At 58.6% G+C, this 20,051-nt stretch carries 10 protein-coding genes and 1 pseudogene; 2 read left to right on the top strand and 9 right to left on the bottom strand.

The window, feature by feature from the left end; genetic code table 11:
• Positions 1 to 42: 42 nt before the first annotated feature.
• The 6 genes and pseudogenes from BCF11_RS12195 to BCF11_RS12170 all read right to left on the bottom strand — a co-directional run.
• Positions 43 to 1,047: an aromatic ring-hydroxylating dioxygenase subunit alpha gene (locus BCF11_RS12195; protein WP_098494982.1), complete on the bottom strand. Its 1,005-nt coding sequence runs from the start codon at positions 1,045 to 1,047 to the stop codon at positions 43 to 45.
• A gap of 90 nt (positions 1,048 to 1,137) precedes the next feature.
• Positions 1,138 to 2,220: a fatty acid desaturase gene (locus BCF11_RS12190; RefSeq protein ID WP_098494981.1), complete on the bottom strand. Its 1,083-nt coding sequence runs from the start codon at positions 2,218 to 2,220 to the stop codon at positions 1,138 to 1,140.
• Between the two features lie 151 nt (positions 2,221 to 2,371).
• The gene (locus BCF11_RS12185; RefSeq protein WP_098494980.1) at positions 2,372 to 3,757 is read right to left on the bottom strand and encodes an NAD(P)/FAD-dependent oxidoreductase; all 1,386 of its coding nucleotides are present in this window, start codon (positions 3,755 to 3,757) and stop codon (positions 2,372 to 2,374) included.
• Between the two features lie 86 nt (positions 3,758 to 3,843).
• Entirely contained in the window at positions 3,844 to 3,966 is a 123-nt protein-coding gene (locus tag BCF11_RS12180) for a transposase (RefSeq protein ID WP_199110844.1), read from the bottom strand.
• An 11-nt stretch (positions 3,967 to 3,977) separates the two neighbouring features.
• Complete coding sequence (gene fabF / locus BCF11_RS12175) at positions 3,978 to 5,255, bottom strand: beta-ketoacyl-ACP synthase II (RefSeq protein ID WP_199110842.1); 1,278 nt, start codon at positions 5,253 to 5,255, stop codon at positions 3,978 to 3,980.
• 724 nt (positions 5,256 to 5,979) lie between these two features.
• Positions 5,980 to 6,429: pseudogene (locus BCF11_RS12170) on the bottom strand (transposase); the annotation flags it as partial.
• Between the two features lie 507 nt (positions 6,430 to 6,936).
• On the opposite strand from BCF11_RS12170, the gene BCF11_RS12165 reads away from it, so the two are divergent.
• Both BCF11_RS12165 and BCF11_RS12160 read left to right on the top strand, forming a co-directional pair.
• A complete protein-coding gene (locus BCF11_RS12165) occupies positions 6,937 to 7,416 on the top strand; it encodes a hypothetical protein (RefSeq protein ID WP_233212464.1) in 480 nt (159 codons plus the stop codon).
• 328 nt (positions 7,417 to 7,744) lie between these two features.
• Complete coding sequence (locus tag BCF11_RS12160) at positions 7,745 to 8,425, top strand: hypothetical protein (protein WP_098494978.1); 681 nt, start codon at positions 7,745 to 7,747, stop codon at positions 8,423 to 8,425.
• A gap of 171 nt (positions 8,426 to 8,596) precedes the next feature.
• On the opposite strand, the gene BCF11_RS12155 is transcribed toward BCF11_RS12160, so the two are convergent.
• The 3 genes from BCF11_RS12155 to BCF11_RS12145 all read right to left on the bottom strand — a co-directional run bounded on the left by BCF11_RS12155 (position 8,597) and on the right by BCF11_RS12145 (position 19,873).
• Positions 8,597 to 9,418 (bottom strand): OmpA family protein, encoded by an 822-nt coding sequence (locus BCF11_RS12155; RefSeq protein WP_098494977.1) that lies wholly within the window; start codon positions 9,416 to 9,418, stop codon positions 8,597 to 8,599.
• A 96-nt stretch (positions 9,419 to 9,514) separates the two neighbouring features.
• Positions 9,515 to 16,687, bottom strand: coding sequence for an ESPR-type extended signal peptide-containing protein (locus BCF11_RS12150; protein ID WP_098494976.1), 7,173 nt, complete (start codon positions 16,685 to 16,687; stop codon positions 9,515 to 9,517).
• 729 nt (positions 16,688 to 17,416) lie between these two features.
• Positions 17,417 to 19,873, bottom strand: coding sequence for an AAA family ATPase (locus BCF11_RS12145; protein ID WP_098494975.1), 2,457 nt, complete (start codon positions 19,871 to 19,873; stop codon positions 17,417 to 17,419).
• Positions 19,874 to 20,051 lie beyond the last annotated feature (178 nt).

Below are 20,051 nucleotides of genomic sequence, written 5' to 3'. Positions count from 1 at the left end.
TTTCCTTCTCTGCGAATGATGGGCTCGCCGTCGTGTCGTGCGTCATACGCCCGTCCGAATGGAGGCGTTTGCTCCCATTCGCTCCAATATCCGGCGCGCGGCGAACGCCGGCCGATCGAGGTGGATGTCGATCATCGGCGCCGTGGGGCTCCAGTTCGCCTGAAGGCTCTCAGCGACGTCTTTGTCCTCCATGACAGTTGAGAACACTTCTTTCGCTGTGAACTCAGTAAACATCTGGTTGTCAACGTCGAAATCGCGATGCATGCCCACGAAGACGTGGCTCGTGACATCGGTGGCGGGAGTGAAGATCGTCGTCGTATAGACGTGAAATACCTTGCCGCTGGAATCGTCGCACGCGTGAGCTCTCGTCTCGACCCGCGTGTTGCCGACGGGCCAGTAGAGGACCTCCTGGAAGCGGTCGATGTAGTCGAGTTTCAGGATCCGGCTGTACAGCGGAGGCGTCTTCTCGCGGCGCATATAGCGGCGCACGCGGACTTCGTCGTCGTTGATCACGATTTCAGGCGGAGTCTCGACGATGTCGAGTGAGCCCAGTGTCTTCGCGTGAACGAAGGCAGCGTGCGAGATGTCGAGGATGTTGTCGATCCCGAACACGTAGTTGCAGGCGATGGTGCAGTAGCTCATCGTCCCCGCGAGCTCGGGCGCCGAACAGACCCAATGGTTCGGGATCGCCCCCTCGTCTGCCTTCTCCGGGTCGCCGGGCCACAGCCAGACAAAGCCGTACTTCTCGACGGCGGGGAACGAACGGACGCGCGCGCCCTTCGGGATCGTGCTTTGGCTGGGGATACTGACGCACTCCCCCGAGCAGTCGTAGCGGAGACCATGGTACCAGCACTGAAGCTCGTCTCCGATCAGGCGTCCCCGGGACAACGGAACCTGTCGATGGGCGCAGCGGTCCTCAAGCGCGACAACCTGGTTCGTTGAGGTGCGGTACATGACGATCTTCTCGTTCAGGATAGTCCGGGCAAAAGGCTCCCTTTTGACTTCTCCGGAAAGGGCTGCTGCGTACCACGTATTTTGGATAAACATGATCTTTCCTTACTTCGCCGCGTACACGGCATTTTGGTTCTGGGACAGCCGACGCGAGGTCGGGGTGGTATGTGTGTTCAAAATGGTGCTCTATTCGCGCGCAACTGCGGCCATCGCGTCGCCGGCCCGGGTACCCGCCAAATCCGCTTCGCGATCGAAACGGCCGTCGGCAATCCGCTCGAGGAAATCGTCGCTCGCGGACGGCAGATTGACGCAGGGGTACTGGAAGCGCGCCGTCGTATAGCGCAGCGCGCCAAAAAACGACCGCTCAACCTGTGCGCCCGTCGCTTCCAGCAGTCCCTGCGACGCCAGGTACCGGTGCAGCGCGGGCAGCCGGTAACACGGGACGGCCGGATACAGGTGGTGCTCGAGATGGAAGTTACTCCCGAAGAAAAGAGCCGTGTAGATGGGCGATGTGTAGCTGCGGCTGTCGTGGTAACGACCCGGTACGGTGCCCGTGTGCTCAATGTACGCACGCAGGGCGCTGAACACGTACAGCCCGAAATACGGAGCCAGCATCACCGTGAAGCCGAGCCACAACGAGCGATGCCAGATGAGCGCGTACACCGTTACAGCGCATAGCCCCAGGGCGATGTTGATCCGGGTGATCCAGCGCATTTCGCGCTGGGAGAACGGCAGCTTGGTGTCCTCCGGCCAAGGTAGGCCCAGCCCCATGCGCACGGCGTTCTTCATGTAAATCCGGACGGTCCCGGAGCGCGCGCGAAAGAAGCGCGACCAGAAGTTCCTGTACTGCGAGTAAATCTGAACATCGGGATCGATGTTCTGGCCGGTATAGCGGTGGTGCTTCCAGTGGGTCATGCTGAAGCCCACGATGAAGAAGAACGGCACCAGCGAAGAACAGAGCACCGCCAGCGCGGCGCTCAGGTATTTGTTCCGGTGCAGGTTCGTGTGCATTCCCTCGTGTCCGACAAAGGTCAAGAGGTGCATTCCATGACCACCGATGATCCCCAAGACGAGTGCCCAAGCTATCCGCACCGGCGTCGACGCCGGGATATCGACGATGGCGAAGGCCACCATGGCCGGAACCAGGAAGAATGCCAGGGCGTGCACGAGGTAGAGTGCCGTGGCGAAGGAACTGATCCGATGAAATTTTTCTGGAAGCCTGAGGCGCGCAAACGCGACGCCAGCCTCCAACGGTGCTTCGATGGTCATAGCCTGTCTCCTTGGTTGACTGAACGTAGGGCCCGTGAGTGCCGGCTGGGCAGCACCAGGATTGGAAATTGCGTGGCCAACGCTACGCGCGCGCCCGCCGCAACGACCTCCGCGATTGTCCGGCACGACTCGACGTCGACGTTCTTTGTGCTCATACCGCTTCCCTTACGCCAAGGGCGCGATCGCCGCCGGACGCGAGCGACTTGGATTGCTCGAACCCGGACGCCCGGGCCGGGGTGGCGTTGGCCTGTTCGGCCAGGTGCTGGCGCAACGCTATCTCGGCCCGGATCTCCTTGCCTCGCTGGGACATGGCCTCCAAGGGTTCGATCACCCCCAGCTCGCCGCGTTGAACGGCCTGGGACGCCCAGCTCACGACGTCGGGAAGGTCGAATATGGCAAACGGCGAGCGCTCGCGATTCAGGGCGGCGAACAGGCGTGCCTGCAGCACCGGGTCTGCCGCCAGCTTGCCGTACAGGATACGGCTGAGCGGGTTGTTGTGGGTGAGCGCGCCGCGGCTGCGGGAGTATTCAAAGAGGTCGATCGAGGTCGCGTCTCGCTGGCGCCAGTAGCGCACCAGCGCCTGGTCCCCGCCCTCGACGATCGCCCGCCCCAGCGCCCCGGCGTCGCGCAGAGCGTCGGTGATCCCGAAGCCGGGGGACGGATCCATGAACAGGCCTGAGTCGCCGACCAGGGCCCAACCCGGCCCCGTCGCTTGACGGAAGAAGAAGCGCAGGTTCAATGCGCCCAGGACCTTGCTCGCAGGCGGTCCAACGGTCAGCGGCGCCGTGTAATGATTGCGCTGGAGCGTCTCCTGCAGCTTCTGTAGCGTTCGCCCCTTCCACTCCGGTAGCTGGGTCTTCGGGAATGCCACCCCGACGAGCAAGAGATCGTGGTTTGTTGGAAAGATGATGACGATGTCGTCGCCGAAATTGCAGTTCATCGCCCCGCCCAGGTAACGCGGATCGTCGTCGAACCAGGCTGGTCTCGGCCAATACGCCCAATACATCGCGCGGGGGCAGTCGTACCCATGGTACTCCTCGGCGCCTACGAGTTGCGCCGTGGTCGAGTGGGGACCATCCGCGCCGACCACGATCCGCGCCCGGATCTCTTCGCGTGTCCCGGCGTGTTCGACTACGGCTCCGGTGACCCGCTCGCCGTCGCGCAGCAGCGCGACCAGTTTCGTACGAGTACGGACCTCAGCCCCGGCGGCCCGCGCTTCGTCTAGCAAGAGCGCATCGAGATCTATACGACGCGGGCAGGAGCAGCTCCCGCCAACCGGATAAACAATCCGACCGACTTCGTCATCGGCGCCGAACATCATGCTAGGCACTGGCGGTGCGAACCGGCGCACCTTATCGCCGAGGCCCAACTCGTCCAGCAACGCCATGCCGTGGGGCGAAATGAAATGGGTGGACAGCGGCTGGTCGCATGGCAGATTGTTCGCGTCGATAGCGAGGACGCGCTTGCCTGCGCGCGCCAGATGAATCGCGAGCGTGGAGCCGGCGCAGCGGGCACCAACGATTAGAGTGTCTAACACGGAGAGATTCCTTTTAGAGAATGACTAGAACTCGGATTACGCATGACACGGCCTCGCCATCCCGTGCATCATGAGACGGATAGACACTATGAGGATCGCCACTGACATCCCGTGCAGGCAATGTAGATGGGCGCATCGACCACCGCCCGCACATCAGTTGCCCGCGGCCGGCCTGTCGTTTTCGTCTTCGGCATGAACGGCGCGATCAACGCGCACTCTTCTACCGTCCATCTGGGAACCGTTGAAACAGCACCGAGGCGTTGACTCCGCCGAACCCGAACCCGTTGGACAGCGCTATCTCAATTGGGACGCGCCGCGCCGCCGGCCCTATCAGATCGAGGCCAGTCGCCGAGTCGTCGGGATTCTCCAGATTGAGCGTTCCAGGAAGCACTCCATCTCTGAGAGCAAGAACGGAAAACGCAGCCTCGAGGGCGCCTGCCGCCCCCAGCAAATGCCCCGTCGCAGACTTGGTAGAGGAAATAGCCGGCCCCGTTTTTGTTCCGAAAACAGTCTTAAAGGCCGCAATTTCTCCGGCATCGCCAACCGGCGTCGAGGTAGCATGGGCGTTGACGTAACCGACACGATCTGGGGTTACTCCCCCCATCGCCAAGGCCAGCTTCATCGCCCGCATGGCGCCATTTCCATCGTCGGGGCCGGCCGTCATGTGATAGGCATCTGCGGTGGTTCCATAGCCAATAATTTCGGCGATCGGGCTGGCGCCGCGTGCCAGAGCATGGTCCAGTGCTTCCACCACCAACATTGCCGCGCCTTCACCCATCACAAACCCGTCACGGTCGCGGTCAAATGGGCGCGAGGCGCGAGTCGGCTCATCGTTGAAGCCCGTCGATAAAGCCCGCGCCGCCGAGAACCCGCCAATGCTGACTTTGTCGAAAGCCGCTTCGGCGCCGCCTGCCAATACAATATCCGCTTCTCCTGACCGGATTAGGCGCATCGCATCACCGATCGCCTGTACGCTAGCCGCGCAGGCGGTCACAGGGCAGCCGAGCGCCCCCCGGAACCCATGCTTGATCGATATCTGGCCAGCCGCCAGATTCGATAGGAAGTACGGAATGGTGAAAGGCGACAGCCGCCGCACACCACGCGTTTCGCCTATCCTTACCGCATTGGCCAGCCCGGGAAATCCGCCGATGCCGGACGCAATGATGGTCGCAGTGCGCTCGCGTTGATGGTCGTTTTGCGGAGCCCATCCGGCATCTGCCAGCGCCTCGTCAGCGGCGACCATCGCCATCTGGATGAACCGATCCATCTTCTTCAACTCTCTGCTCGGAATCGAGATTTCAGGATCGAAACCGCCCTCGGGATCGGTTGTCCTATCTTGCACGGTCCCGCCTACCTTAGCAGGAAGATCGCCGACAATTTCGTCCCCCAACAGGCGAAGTCCCGAACGCCCGTCAATTAGGCGCTGCCATGCCAGTTCCGTGCCACAACCCAGTGGGGAAACAATGCCGATCCCCGTCACAACCACTCGGCGCATCATTCTATATCCCTCTCTCGGACCAGGACCCGCTGAACGGCATCGTTCAAGTTTTTCATCTTTCGACCCACCTCTTTAGTTCCCGCTTCCCCCAGCTTCAGAAGAAATTGAAAATCGTTCTCGTCAAATTCCGCAGTCATTTCCGCCATCCATATTCATCTGGGTAATCACTCGCGACGGTGACGTCGCGACCACGAACCACATCCGGCAATACATCCGAAAATTCTGTCGCATTAAGGCTTTTTATAAAAAATCTGTCACTTAAATTCAATAACCTATGAAGTCAAAAAAAAATGCCTAATGCGGCAGAATTCAAATTTTCCCTAAAAATAGACAGACTAGTCTGTTCTTAAATATTAGCAGCAAAATCAAATGCATGTATTGTCATGGCGAAAAATATATAAGGAATCCATTCTTCTTGAGTGCTTGCATTTCGATGAAAACCAAAAGAATACATACAGGTCTGTATACTTAAGCGAGTGGATATTATCTTGGCTTAAGTCGCATGTAAATGTCATTTTTAACAGGTTGTTGTTCAGCACCGACGTCTGTCAATGGCTTGACTGGAGGAATAAGTTAGGGAAGCGCTGAACAATTGGTGATTTTAGTTTTCGCGCTGGCTTTCAAATCATCATTCTGATCGGCAGTCGGCATCTTGCGATGGAAGTGACTGGAATTGCTTGTTTCGAGTGAATCTCCCCCTATTTTTCATTTCTCCCGATACTCAGGGCGCACGTCGGGTTTCAGAGATCGCAAAACACCTGCCGGCGAGCAGCAAATTGGCAAATCCAAACAACGGGAATGGCTGTGCGATATTTTTGGCCGAGCCGCGGTAGCGCGTCTTACTATGCTTAAACCGATTCTTGACGACATGAAATGGATGCTCCACTTTCGCCCTTACGCTGGCCTTGAGAATTTCCAACTTCTCGCGCATACGCCCCAACTTGTTTTTAGGCAGGGCACGGCGCATGGGCTTGCATCATGTCAGCGACGTTGCCAGCGCGCCGGTCACGGTGTGTACAAGACCCGACACAGCATCAACGCCGATGTGTGCCTTCATGCCAAAGTGCCACTCATTGCCGTTCTTAGACTGATGCATTTCCGGATCACGTGCATTGTCACGATTATTCGTTGATGGCGGCGTAGCAAACGCCGACGCGCAAAGAGTAAGAGACTCCATGGAAGATCAGGTCAAGCTTCTGCATGCCGGACGCTGACTGGCTGAGTAGCCCGCAGGCTGATCCTGGTCGATATCGACAAACGATGTCCAGCACAGCAATGGCATGATTGAAAACTCGCGGCAGGCTGCGGGCAACACGGATGCCGCGGCGACACTAGCGCATGCCAACTAGATGATGGTCATCACAGCCATATTTACGATAGCGGGGATCGGCGCTTTCCAGGGTCGTCCGCGGGGCCTGAGCGTGCAGAAACCACTTCTTTACACTGCATTAATTAACAGGCAGCGCAAATCATCACCAATAGGCAATAGAATAATATTGCCGCAAGTCATCATTGCGTAATAAATAACTGTTATTTTTGGCAAGCTGCCAGGGCGACATTCTGGCTCGCATGTCGACGGCGCTGCCCGGAGAAAATCTGTGCCGCGTCACGGTGAAAGCAACAGTCATCCCCTGTTTTATTAACCGCTGGACCTTATAGAAACATGAAGGAGAAAAGCTCAATGAAAAAATTCCTGGTTTCCCTTTGCCTGCTGACTCAGGCAATGTACGCCATGGCCGATGGCCAATCGGATTGCGACGCCGCCGCAGGCAGCTATCTGACGGGCACCGTCAACGCCAAACCGACATTTGCGGATGGCAAAGCACTCAAGGGCGTCAAGCTCTCGCATACGCATATCCGCGTAAAAGCGGACCAGGACGGCAGGACTTATGACGTTGCCATGGACAACGTCTACGCTGCGGATTACCACAAGAATTCGACTTCGATACCAAAGTCGCTGGCGGCGTTCAATATCGGCGACCAGGTGGAAATGTGCGGCCAGCTGTATACCAGCGGTTATGGCATCCACTGGGTCCACGACAACTGCAACGTCACGCCGGACCAGGCGCATCCAAACGGATTCGTCAAGAAAGTGCTGGACGATGGCAGCGAAGGCGACAATCTGGAAGCCAGCGAGGCTTATTGCTATTTGTGGAATTAAGCGCCACTTGCTTGATACCTGATGTTTGATACCTGATGCCGGTTGCGCCATGCCGGCATCAGGCCCATAACGAACTGCCTCTCCACGTTTTCCCGATGCCGTGAGCCCGACTATCCGTTATTCGCTACTGCTTGCAGTGGCCGGCGCATGCCTTGGAATATATCTGTCGACGACAGGGAATTCCGGGGAAAAGCTGAGCGCAAAAGCCGCAAGCCCAGATCAGGTTTCCAGTCCATCTCCCCGCAGCGGCGAATTGATATCGCCGTTCGCCACTGGAACGGTAAACCAGGGAAATGACCTCGCCGCACTCCCCCCTCCTTCCGCCGCCGTGTATGCGCGAAACGGCCGCCAGGTCGACCTGGGCGGGCTTACGGCGCAAGAGTACATTTCAAAATGGAACAGCCTGGCAAGGGCCGGCGACAAAGATGCAGCCTACAATGTTTACCAGGCGGCAGCGGTTTGCGCCAGTAACGACGAGCCCGCTCCCGCATACAACAGCGCCACCGAGCTCAAGCAGTTTCTGGATCAACGAAAAAAATTGCTGGCATTGTGCAAAGGCGTCAATTCGGCGCAACTGCAGGAGCGTCTCTCCTTCCTGGCCTTGGCCGCGCGCGCCGGGAAAGTAGAGGCGCAAATCGATTACTTCATGGAAGGGCCTTACGGTCGCGATACCGATCTGGCAAAAAGCGCGGACGACCCCGTCGTACAGCAGTGGAAAACCGAAGCCGTCACGGAACTGAAATCCGCCGCCGGACAGGGAGAGCCATTCGCCCTGGCACTGCTGGCGCAAGTGTACGGCGCCGGAGAACTGCTGCCACGCGATGCAAAACTGTCCCTTGCCTACAAGGTAGCCGAGGCAGATGCGAGAAATAGTGCTTTGTCGGAAGAACAGCTAAGGCGCAATGCCGGCGCGCAAATGTCTGACGCGGATTTTGCCAGCGCCCTGCAAACAGGCAGGCAAATCGCATCCGCTTGTTGCAAGAAAAGTCGCCTCACACCGCAAGAGTAGATGGACTCTTGATCTGGCGCAGCTTCTCGCCAGTCCACCTGAACCGCCACGGCATCGCCTTGACGGTTCCGCGTCACCTGCCTCATCAAAAAACTAAAAAATCATTGTCAGGTTCCAGTCTTTTCTTGGCGATTGATCGCCAGGATTCAGATCAGATCGCGCCGACGATACTCATCGCTCCCCGACAATCTCGATCTCCATGCGTCGATTGGGTTGCAGGCACCCCACCAGCTGTGGCGTCAATTTCTGCCCCGGACATTGAACGACGGGCTTGGCTTTGCCGGCGCCATATGCCCGAACCAGATGAGCATCCAAACCTTTTTGTATTAAATAATCGCGAATCGTATCGGCCCTTGCTTGCGACAGTACGAGATTTGCCTCTTCAGAACCAATCCGGTCTGTGTACCCTGTCACAACGACAGATGACAACGTGATTGCGTCCTGCTTGAGATGGTCTGCCAGATCGTCAAGTTTGCCGCGTCCTGTCGAATCCAGGTTGCTGAGGTCCGATTTACCAAATGCAAAAAGTCCGTCTGCACCGAATTCCATGCGGCGCTTCAAGGGTTTTTCTGCTACCGGCACTATGGGCGTGTCTTTGACTTGAGGCGGATTGACGTACCCTTCGCATTCCGGGTTCTTCCAATGGGTAGACGTAGCGCGGTTATTCGAGTCGAACTTCACCTTGAATTGACAGGTAACGTACTCGTTGCCCTTACCTGTATAGAAATTGAACACATAGTCCCACTCGCGTACATTGAAGATTCCTTCGCTGAAATGAGGATTACCGAGCTCCAGGCGGACCTGGTCTTTATGCAAGCCCGGCGTTATCCGCTTTACGTGGTCTGGGCCGACAAAATCACCTGTTTTCAAGTAAGAGCTGTCGAGCGCTGGAAAATTCACTTCGCTGGTGTCGCCGGCAGTCGCGGAAAAAGCCAAGCAATAAAGCATGCTTATGCATAAAGCCCGACAGAGGATGCTGGAAGAATGTCGCATAAATTTGTCCTGAAAAAAATGTAAATCGGAAGATTTTCACTCTGCTTCGACAGTCACAGAGGTTTGCTGAAACAACCATCCTTGACTGTCTTGCCTTCAATTGATAATTCCGGACACGGCAACCCGTGCAGCCACGCCGCCTGCGGTTGTACCCGAGACACCGCCGCTGAGACTCCAGCGACCGTTCTCCGCAGTGCGGCGCAGCGACACGCCAATCGCATTCTGGTTTTGGTAATACCCATAGCCCGCGGCGTAAGTGATCTTGCCTGCCACATATGGAGCGCTTTCCATCGACATGGCCGCTGCGGTGCCTGCATAAGCCTTCTTGGCAACGTCGTTGATATTGTTCTGCAACTGCATCACCAAGCCGTTTGCGTATTGGTTAGCCTGCTGTACCGCGCCGTTCAGACCTGTATTGAGCTGGGAAACGTTGACTGCATCCGTAGCGGCCGTACCAGCTTCGACGTTATGTATCGCCACGGGACTGCTCGCGCCGTTACCCATCGTGACGCTGCTGTAGTTGCTTGAACCGTCAGCGTTGGTGTCGTAATGCACCCCTCCCGACTGTACGGCCTGCAATTGGCGCACATTGACAGCATCCGTCGCCTGCGTTCCACCCGCAACATTGGTGATCTGACGTTCGTTGCCTGCGCTGCCGACCGAGACCGCGCCTTGCGTCGATGACACCACCGTATTGGAGAACGATTCCTTGGCACCATTCAAGCCTGCGCGATCCGCCGTCGAAGCGGCGCCGATCGCTACACCGTTGCTGGCAGTCACGCTGGTGCCGGCGCCGATGGCGACTGAATTTGCGCCAGAAGCGACCGTGTTCTTGCCCAAAGCAATGGCATCGGCTCCGGTTGCACCGTCATTGTTGACGTTGCCGCCGCCGCTCGAATTGACGCTGTAATATTTTGGCTGAGCAGCGGCCACTACAGTAGTCAGGTTGCTGATAGCGCTGTTGGTGGCAAAGAGCTGGCTGCCATTCACGGCATCGGTGCTGGTCGAAGTCAGCTGTCCGGCGGCGACATTCTGGATCTGCCGCTCATTTCCTGCGGTCCCGACACTCACCGTACCCACAGGCGCACTGCCGGCAAAGGCATATGCGGTGCCGCGGATAGTGGCGCCGGCGGTTGCCACGGCTGCGGTGGTCGCTGAGGTGCTGCCGATTGCCACGCTATTGCCGGTGCTGGCTGCCGCCCCTTGACCTAACGCCGTACTGTTGGCAGCCGTCGCCTGGGCGCCTTGGCCGAGCGCGGTCGTGTTGGCCTGGTTGGCCACGGTTCCTTGACCTGCCGCGGTCGAGTTTTGGCCGGTTGCTACTGCGTTGGTGCCCATGCCCAGCGAGTTGCTTCCTGCCGCGCCGATAGAACCGGTAAATGTCTTTCCTTCGCTGGAAGCAATCGGAAACTGGTCCGCGTTGACAATGGTCGTCAGGTTATTGATTGCAGTGCCCAGGCCGTTTGCCACTGAATAGAGCTGGGAGCCGTTGACAGCATCGGTTGAAGTTGCCGTGATCCGGCCCGCAGCCACGTTGGTGATTTGACGTTCCGTTCCGGTTGCCCCCACCGATACGGTGGAAACCGGTGCAGCGCCGGCAAAACCGCCATAGGTCGTGCCATTAATGGTGCTGCTGGAGGTAGGATTCGCAGCCGCTGCCGCACTGCTGTTGCCCAGCACCACAGAACCGTCCAGCCCCGTGGGCACCGTCACATTGCTGCCGAACACAAAGGAGTTGTTGGAAGCGATGTTATTGTTATTGCCCACGGAGAAGCTGCCGGTCCCGGTAATGGTGGTCGGATCGCCGATCGCTACGCTGCTGGCGCCGCTGACGACATTGCCGGTGCCTATGCTGATGCTGTTGGCGCCCGATGCCTGCGCGCCATTGCCGACGGCAATCGATGATCCGCCCGAAGCTGCAGCTAAATTGCCGATGGCGACATCGCTCGCCGCCGCGGCCGAGGATCCGACGCCAGCCGCCAGGGCATCCACTCCGGTGGCGCCGTTGTTATTGTAGTTGCCGCCTTGGGTGCCGCCGTCGTTGACGCTGTAGTAATGTGTTTTACCCGCGGCAATCGCCAGGTTGGTTGCGTTCAGCTGGCTGCCGTTGACCGCATCGGTGCTGGTGGTGCTCAACTGTCCAGCTGCCACATTGGTGATCGTCCGCTCGTTGCCGGCACTGCCAACGCTCACCGTACTGGCCGGTGTAGTGCCGGCAAAAGCGTAAATGGTGCCGTTGATGGTGGCGCCGGTGGTGGCTACCGCCGCGACCGTCGTGCTGCCAGCCCCCAGGGCCACCGCACCGGCGTTGGCAGCTGTTGCACCGTGACCCAACGCCATTGCATCGATGGCAGTGGCATTCGCGGTTGGCCCCGCTGCCACGCTGTCGGTACCGGTAGCAGTGCTATCGGCCAGCGTCGAGTTGGCATGGAAATACTTGATGCCGCCGCCATTGTTGATATTGGTGATCGCCGTGGTATTGGCCGTCACTTGCTGGTTGGTCGCGAACAGCTGCGAACCGTTCACCGCATCCGTGCTTGCGCCACTTAACTGACCAGCAGCCAGGTTAGTGATTTGACGCTCGTTGCCAGCGCTACCTACCGATACCACGCCCGCAGGCGCGCCACCGGCGAAGGTATAAGCCGTACCGCCGATTGTCGCGCCGGTAGCTGGCACTGCTGCGGCTGCCACCGTGCTCCCCTGACCCAAGGCGACATTGCTGCCGGTGATGCCAGCTGCAATGCTGGCGCCCTGGCCTAATACCGTCGCATTGGCGTTGCCGTTATCGGTGGCCTGGTTGCCCAGCACCGTCGATGCCGCGCCGGTTGCCGTCGCTCCGAAGCCGCCGGCGCTGGCGTTGGCGCCGCTCGATACCGGCTGCACCGCCGTTACGCTGTTGTCCGAGACGAACGGACCAGCCTTGCCGTTGGTGATGTTGTTGACCGTGTTGCCTAGGCTGTTGACAGCGCTATCGGTGGCGAATAGTTGCGAACCATTCACTGCATCAGTAGATGTTCCGCTGACCCGGCCGGCAGCTACATTGGTGATTGTCCGCTCATTGCCTGCACTACCAATGCTCACTGTGCTAGTCGGTGCGGTGCCGGCGTAGTTGTACGCAGTGCCGTTAATGGTCGCCCCTGTAGTTGCAACTGCAGCAGCCGTCGTGCTGCCCGCACCGAGGGCCACTGCGCCTGCATTGGTAGCTGCCGAGCCATGACCCAATGCCATCGCATCAGTCGCACTGGCATTCGCAGTCGGGCCAACGGCAACGCTGTCCGTACCGGTAGCGGCGCTATCGGCCAACGTCGAATCGGCATGAAAATACTTGATGCCGCCACCGTTGTTGATATTGGTGATCGCGGTGGTATTGGCCGTCACCTGCGTATTGGTTGCAAACAGCTGACTGCCGTTCACCGCATCGGTGCTTGCGCCGCTCAGTTGACCGGCCGCCACGTTGGTGACCTGACGCTCGTTGCCGGCGCTGCCCACCGATACCACGCCTGCCGGCACGCCACCGGCGAAGGTATAAGCTGTGCCGCCAATGGTCGCGCCGGTAGTTGGCACTGCTGCGGCTGCCACCGTACTGCCCTGCCCCAACGCCACGTTGCTACCCGTGGTGCCAGCTGCAATGCTGGCGCCTTGGCCTAATACCGTCGCATTGGCGTTGCCGTTATCGGTGGCCTGGTTGCCCAGCACCGTCGATGCCGCGCCGGTTGCCGTCGCTCCAAAGCCGCCGGCGCTGGCGTTGGCTCCGCTCGATACCGGCTGCACCGCCGTCACGCTGTTGTCCGAGACGAACGGGCCAGCCTTGCCGTTGGTGATGTTCGCTACATTCTGGTTGGTGCCGAACAGTTGCGAACCGTTCACTGCATCCGTGCTGGTCGCGTTCAACACCGCCGGCGCCAGGTTGGTGATGGTTACCGGCGCACCTGCGCCGGCGCCGCCGGTCGCACCCAGGGTGATCTTGCTGCCGCCCACCGCATCGTACTTGACCGCGATATTGGCCGTGTTGTCGACATTGGTATTCAGCGCCGTCAGCGCTCCAGCGACCGTTGTCTGCGCCGTCGGCCCGGTTACTGCGCCGGTAGCGCTAACACTATTGATCGGCTGGCTGAAGCCGGCGACATTGCCGGTCGCCGGATTATAGGCAGCGCCGCCGCCCAGGATACTCGCCGTCGTCGTACCCAGGTTATTGATGCCGGTGACGACTGTATTCAACTGCGAACCGTTGATGGCATCGGTGCTGCTCGCTGAAATCACCCCTGCAGCTACGTTCTGGATTTGGCGCTCTGCGCCCGCTGCGCCGACCGACACCACGCCATTGGCTGCATTGGCAATGCCCGCCGCCGTACCGCCAAACTGGGCGGTGACGCCCGTGTGCGGCGCCGCAGTAGTCGAACCCGCTCCGAGCGCCACATCATTGGCGTTACCGGCTGTTGAATTGGCGCCAATCGCCACGCCGTTGCCCAGCGCCGCATTCGCCGTATCTCCAAGTGCGATGCCGCCGGCGGCAGCAGCGGTCGATGCGTTGCCCAAGGCGATAGAACCTTGTCCAGTTGCGCTGTTGGAATTGCCGAGGGCAATCGCTCCTTGTCCATTCGAGGTATTGTTGGCGCCGACCGTCACTGCACCGGTCCCGGTCGCACTGTTGGGATCGCCGATCGCCACCGCGCCGTTGCCATTGGCAATCTGTCCCTCGCCCAGCGCCACCGCGCCGGTGCCGCCGGTTACCTGCGAGTTGTGGCCGCCGGCGATGGAGCCGGCGCCCGCTGCGGCGGCCACCACCGACGTGTCGCCAAAGGCCACGGTAGATGCGGCATTCGCCCGTGCCGAAGGTCCGAATGCAGCGGCGCGCGCAGCCGCAGCGAGCGCGCCTGGGCCAAAGGCCGCGGAGGTGGCGCCAGTCGCGCTCGAGAACACGCCCACTGCCACGCTATTGACTCCGCTGGCGGTGCTGTTGACGCCAACCGCGGTCGAGCCGCTCACGCCGGAACTCACCGCGCCCGCGCCGAGCGCAATTGCCTGACTGCCCGAAGCCGTCGCGCCATCGCCGATTGCGAGGGCCTGTGTCGCGCTCGCCTGGGCTTGAAAGCCCATCGCAATGGATCGATTTCCAGAAGCGCTCGCCGCGACACCTGCCGCCACGGAGTTGTTGCCGGTGGCGCCATTGTTGATATAGTTCGCCTGCTGCGTGCCGGCATCGTTCACACTGTAGTAGTGAAGAGGCGTGCTGGCCGCAATAGCCTGGACGGCCTGGTTGGTGGCGTATAGCTGGCTGCCGTTTATGGCGTCGGTCGAGGCGCCAGAGATGCGCCCGGCAGCGACATTGGTGACGGTGCGCTCGCTTCCGACTGCGCCCACGCTTACGGTGCTGGCTGGGTTGGTGCCGGCAAAGTTGTAGACCGTACCGCCCAGCGTCACGCTGCTGGTGCCGACCGCCACCGCCGTTGTCGAACCTGAACCCAGCGCGACGTCCTTGGCGTTGTTCGCCGTGGCGGCATCGCCCAAGGCAACGCCGCCGGCAGCAAGGGCCGATGTGGCATTGCCCAATGCCACCGATCCCTGTCCAATCGCGCTGTTGCTGTTGCCGATTGCTACGGCGCCATTGGCCGCAACAGTCCCGGCCGCATTGCCTGCCGCGGTGTTATTCGCTCCCATCGTGACGGCGCCCGTACCAAAGGACACATTCGGATCGCCGATTGCCACTGCGCCATTGCCATTGGCGACCTGCCCTTCGCCCAACGCTACCGCGCCGGTGCCGCTGGTTACCTGCGAATTGTGGCCGCCGGCGATGGAACCCGTCCCGGCCGCAGCGGCGACAGTGTTGCTGTCACCGAACGCTACCGTGGATGCCGCCAGCGCCTTGGACGCATTGCCCGCCGCGATGGCATTCGCACCACTACTAGTTGCATTGAGACCAATGGCCACCGCGTCAGTAGCGCTCGCGGTAGTTCCATATCCCAGCGCGACGGCTTGGGCGGCCGATGCATTGGCCGTAGCGCCCATCGCGACCGCATTGGTCGCGGTTGCGTTCGCCAGCAGACCGACGGCAATGGCGCTACCTTGCGTTGCCGCGGATTGAGAGCCTATGGCAATGGTGTTGGTGCTGGACGACGCAGCGCCCCCGGTCGCATTGCCACCGATAGCGATGGAAGCTGTCCCCGAGGCGTGGGTCGAGAAACCGATGGCAATCGACTGGTCGCCGTTAGCGACGTTGTTCTGGCCTGCCGCGACGCTGGCGACGCCCGAAGCCTGGGCATTAGCACCCACCGCCGTCGCCGCCACGCCCGAAGCAGCCGAGTTGCTACCCAAGGCCGTACCGTACTGCGCAGTGGCCGAAGTCTGCCTGCCCACTGCGGTCGACTGGCTACCTGAAGAAGCGGACGACGTGCCGATGGCGATCGCATCCGTATTGCTCGCATTCGCCTGTAATCCCATGCCGATGCCTTCGGCGCCAGCAACGCTCACATCCGTACCGATCGCGACGGCCGATGCTCCGGATGCACCTACGCCAACGGTACGCGCGCCCAGGTAGATTGCGTTGAGAGCGGTCGCATAGGCTTGCCAGCCGACTGCCGTCCCGTGGGTTCCTCCGCTCACGGTCGAGCCCGAGCCGAGAGCAACGGCATTGTTGGAGTTAACGACATTGGCCACATAACCCATGGCGATGCTGTTGACCGAATTCGCGTCCACCGAACTGCTGTTGGCAAAAGCAACGCTATTGGTGCTGGCACTGATCGAAAGAGATCCCATGGCAAGAGCATTGGCACCGGAAGCCGTGACATCGGTGCCAATGCCGATCGCGCCGCCAGCTGTCGCACCGGTACCGCCAGCGCTACGTGCTCCCAGGTAAATGGTATTGATAGCGCTGGTGTATGCTTGGAAGCCTAAGGCTATACCGTTCTGTCCGTTGGAAAGAGAGTTGTAGCCTACAGCCAATGCGCCCAGCACGTTGGCGTGCGCAAGCGATCCTAGCGCGGTGGCTCCAGTACCGCTGGCCGCGGACTGAAAACCCATGCATGAGGCGGTGCTGTTATAGATGTTGTACGGCGCCGCGGTGCAATCCACCGCCTGTGCCTGCACCGGCGAAGACCATCCGATCCAGCCTGACGCGATCAACACGGTGAACACCGCCGAGCTCAGGCTGCGCGATGATCGACGGCGCCGGCCTTGTCCCGGCGTGCCGCCGCGGCGGCACGCGGCGATCTCCGAAGCAACCACGAACTGGTTCAGCGCGGGACTCCAGACCTTGCTGTGAATCTTGTTCATAACTTCTCCTTTGCGTAGGGAATACGGGGAAACAGCAACAGACTCGACATGCAGGCGCGCAAAGGCCCTGAGCGCAGAGCCGGAATAATGCGTATTTTTTATAAAAACTTCAGTGCATCCCTGCGGCAAACCAGCGGGGACTCCTGGAAAAAACGGGTAATCCGTATCTGAGAAATAGGCGCCGGCCAGCTATCGCTGTGTGGATGAGGTAACCGGCTTCGACCGACGCGAGGCTGATTCATCCATCGCTTGGTGGAGGGGAAATCCTGTCGCCAGACCGGTAATTCAACGCGAAAAAAAGCGTTCTTTTGAAGCTGCCATTAAAAAAAAACATTGATCGTTCTCCCCGCTTATCTCGATTTCGATACGTCAATTGGGCTGCAAGAATTTCGCTGATGACGGTGTTTTACGCCGCCGGCGATTAGCCTCCGGTGCTTTTGGATGTCGGGTTTAGTGTCTCCACCCATCGTCCATACAGCGTCCATAAATCGATAAAAATTCGTGAATTGAGATAGCGTTTTAATACTATTAACAATAGTTAACAATTGATGACGTAACGTCGATCGTGCCTGGTACAAGCAAAGGTTCTGTGTGAGCCGGAGATCAAATCTGGATGAGAGCCATGAGGGAAGAGTTTGATGGCCGCGCCGCTTTTTTCATCGACGGCAACGCGGTTGTTTCTTACCGCTGTTGTCGACTTTCACTGGGAGTGAAAGCCGGATTGAAGCGTTATTGCGGATGGGCGCTCACGGCCTGGTTTGGCCGGGCAATCTTTGCAAGTATCTGTTGCCGTTCTTCAAACGTTAACATGCCATACGCTACCTCTCGTACAAGCCTGTAACGAAACTGGAAATGCCCCGCTTCCGGCTTCTTCTCAATCAAGCCTGAAGCGACCAGCGTCTGGATCAATTGCTGGCATTTGCGGATGCTGACCGATTCGATTTCGGCCAAGACATGCAGCCCGAACTGGAAACCTATGCACGAAGCATGGCACAGCACATGGCGTATCTCTCCAAGCATGTCTATCCTCTCCGTCAAGAGGTTGCGCAACGACTTTGGACATGTGAAGTGAACTTCAGGATTGGGATCCTGAAGCAGCTTTTCAAGGAACAATGGAATGCCGTCGGCCATTTTAAGCAGGTGCGATTGCCATGTCGGCGAGGCTTCGAGAAATTGGGAAAACTGCAGCGCCAAGCTGGTCGCCTCAGCCATGTCAAGCGGTTGTATATCCATCAAAATGGCGGGGCCTAGGGCTGGCCCTGATATTTTGGGATGCTTCCGGCACGTCACTATCAAAAATATGCCCAGGGACATTTCCCTCTCCCTGAGCCAGGCGATGAAATCGAGCGAAACTTTATCTGCCCATTGAATATCTTCAAACACAAGTACGGTAAGAGACCCTTTGTGATTTTTTTTCAGGCTGCCGGCAAGCGACGAAAACAGTTTTTCTCGTTCAAAGATCGGGTATCCGCGAATATTTTTTTCATGCGCGTACAGGAGATTTGATAGCAGGCTCAATTCGCTTTCATCTATAGAGACGGTTTCAGGAGGTACACTGGCTGACGCCGATCCGGTACTCGCACCAGATCCAGCGTTTCCCGAGATTCCCCCAAGCGAGCGGACCAATGCAAGGATGGGATGTAATGGCGACAGCAAGTTTTCTATGTGAAAACAAGCGCGATGCGCATTTTCGAACTGTGTACTTTTTGTACCAAGGAATTCCTGTATCAATCGAGATTTTCCAACTCCTGCTTCGCCGCTCAGCTGCACACATATCCCGCCGTCGACGCTGGCCTTTGTCCACGCCAGGTCCAGCGCCTTGAGTTCATCCAAGCGTCCCACGAAAGTACAGCGATGCGATCGCGCGACATTGCGCATTTCGTTGCAAGGCTCTCGCAGCGCATGCACCTCGACTGCCTTATGTGGAGCGCCATCAAGGGACTTCATGTCAAACAGCGATGCAATTCCATGCCGAGTCTCTTCTGATGCAATCAGCGCTCCCATCGGCGCTGACTCCGCCAGGTTGCGCGCAATCGTAGTGCATTCCCCCAGTATGTCCGGCAAGGTATATCCCGGGCCTGTCATCATGATGTCGGCATGCACCGCGCTTCGGATCCCGACATGGCGGAACTCGTCCGCAATGCATTGACGGATGGATAGTCCGGCAGCGAGGGACCATTCCGTTATGAATTCGTGTGAAACCGGATAGCCAAAATAGGCGATGACGATAGAATTCGATTGCTGCCGGAAGGTGCCGCAATATTTCGACAGCAATCCGCGCAGCCGCACGATGGCTGCCGCGCTCATGCGGAGCCATGCCTCCCGATCACAGTGGACAAGAGGGAGCAGCTCAATATAAAGAGTAGAAACCAATCGATACTCGCGTCTTGTTTCGGGTACGGAAAATTTTCCCAAAACAGGATTTGATCTTGCTGCCTGAGTTGCTGGCAGCGATTGATACGCCGATTTCTCGAAGAGCATGGCGATCTCTTGGGGAGGAGCAGTCCCGAGGTGCTGCTGGGTCATGCTGCAGTACGCATCGTATATACTGCGAGCCGCAACCTGATTGCCCATCTCAAGGTACATATGCATGAGGCGGGAGTGCGCCAGTTCGTTCAAGAAATCTACCGAGATGAGCTGTCGGCACCGCCGTTCCATGACATCGAATTCGCCTGCATTTGCATGCAGAACAATGGCATGCTCAAGCAGTGAAACATTTTTTTGTTCGCACCGCGCCCGCCTAAGCTGCAACCAGTTGGCAAGCCTCTCGCCGGCAGGAAAAATCCCGTCCAGCAACGGTCCTCTGTAAAGCTCAAGTTGCTGATCGGTTAATTTTATACAGTCTATCTTTTCCCAATTCTCGAACTCGTCTGCATCGATCCAAAAGCGCTCTTCTGAAAGGTGGACGATGCTGCGATCCGCATAGAGCAGTGATTTTTCCAACTTGGCCTGCACAAACGCCTGTTGCAAATTGAACAGCGCCCGGCGCAGGTTGGCCTTGCCATCATGCTCATCCAGTTCTGGCCATAACAAATCAACAAGCGATTCACGCGTATGAGCTCTTGGTTCCAGCGCGAGATATGTCAGTAAAAGGGTGAGCTTTGTATACGCGAGCTTTATTTTTTGGCCGGTCTCAGCGTTGAAAAATTCGAATGTACCTAGCAAATTCAAACGCGCGCTGAACATATGTATATTTTCCAAACAGGCGTTACAACGTCCGCAGGGACCGTAGTCGCTTTCAAGCCCAGGTGTCTGACGACAGCGGATCACCTCCCGCTTGAACAGGTGTGTAACAGGTGAGAACTATGCCTGTCGAGTTGCTGGCTTGACGACTTGGCCACAACTTTTTTTGGCAACGTTCAAA

It is taken from the genome of Collimonas sp. PA-H2, assembly GCF_002564105.1.
Lineage (GTDB): Bacteria > Pseudomonadota > Gammaproteobacteria > Burkholderiales > Burkholderiaceae_D > Collimonas.
The sequence above is the reverse complement of the archived record's forward strand: the minus strand, read 5'-3'. Positions and strand labels throughout refer to the sequence as shown.

Excerpts from the sequence above, each read along its gene's own strand:
- BCF11_RS12195 (WP_098494982.1), bottom strand. The coding sequence starts at position 1,047 with ATGTTTATCCAAAATACGTGGTACGCAGCAGCCCTTTCCGGAGAAGTC.
- BCF11_RS12155 (WP_098494977.1), bottom strand. The coding sequence starts at position 9,418 with ATGCGACATTCTTCCAGCATCCTCTGTCGGGCTTTATGCATAAGCATG.
- BCF11_RS12150 (WP_098494976.1), bottom strand. The coding sequence starts at position 16,687 with ATGAACAAGATTCACAGCAAGGTCTGGAGTCCCGCGCTGAACCAGTTC.
- BCF11_RS12190 (WP_098494981.1), bottom strand. The coding sequence starts at position 2,220 with ATGACCATCGAAGCACCGTTGGAGGCTGGCGTCGCGTTTGCGCGCCTC.
- BCF11_RS12165 (WP_233212464.1), top strand. The coding sequence starts at position 6,937 with ATGAAAAAATTCCTGGTTTCCCTTTGCCTGCTGACTCAGGCAATGTAC.
- fabF (WP_199110842.1), bottom strand. The coding sequence starts at position 5,255 with ATGATGCGCCGAGTGGTTGTGACGGGGATCGGCATTGTTTCCCCACTG.
- BCF11_RS12145 (WP_098494975.1), bottom strand. The coding sequence starts at position 19,873 with ATGTTCAGCGCGCGTTTGAATTTGCTAGGTACATTCGAATTTTTCAAC.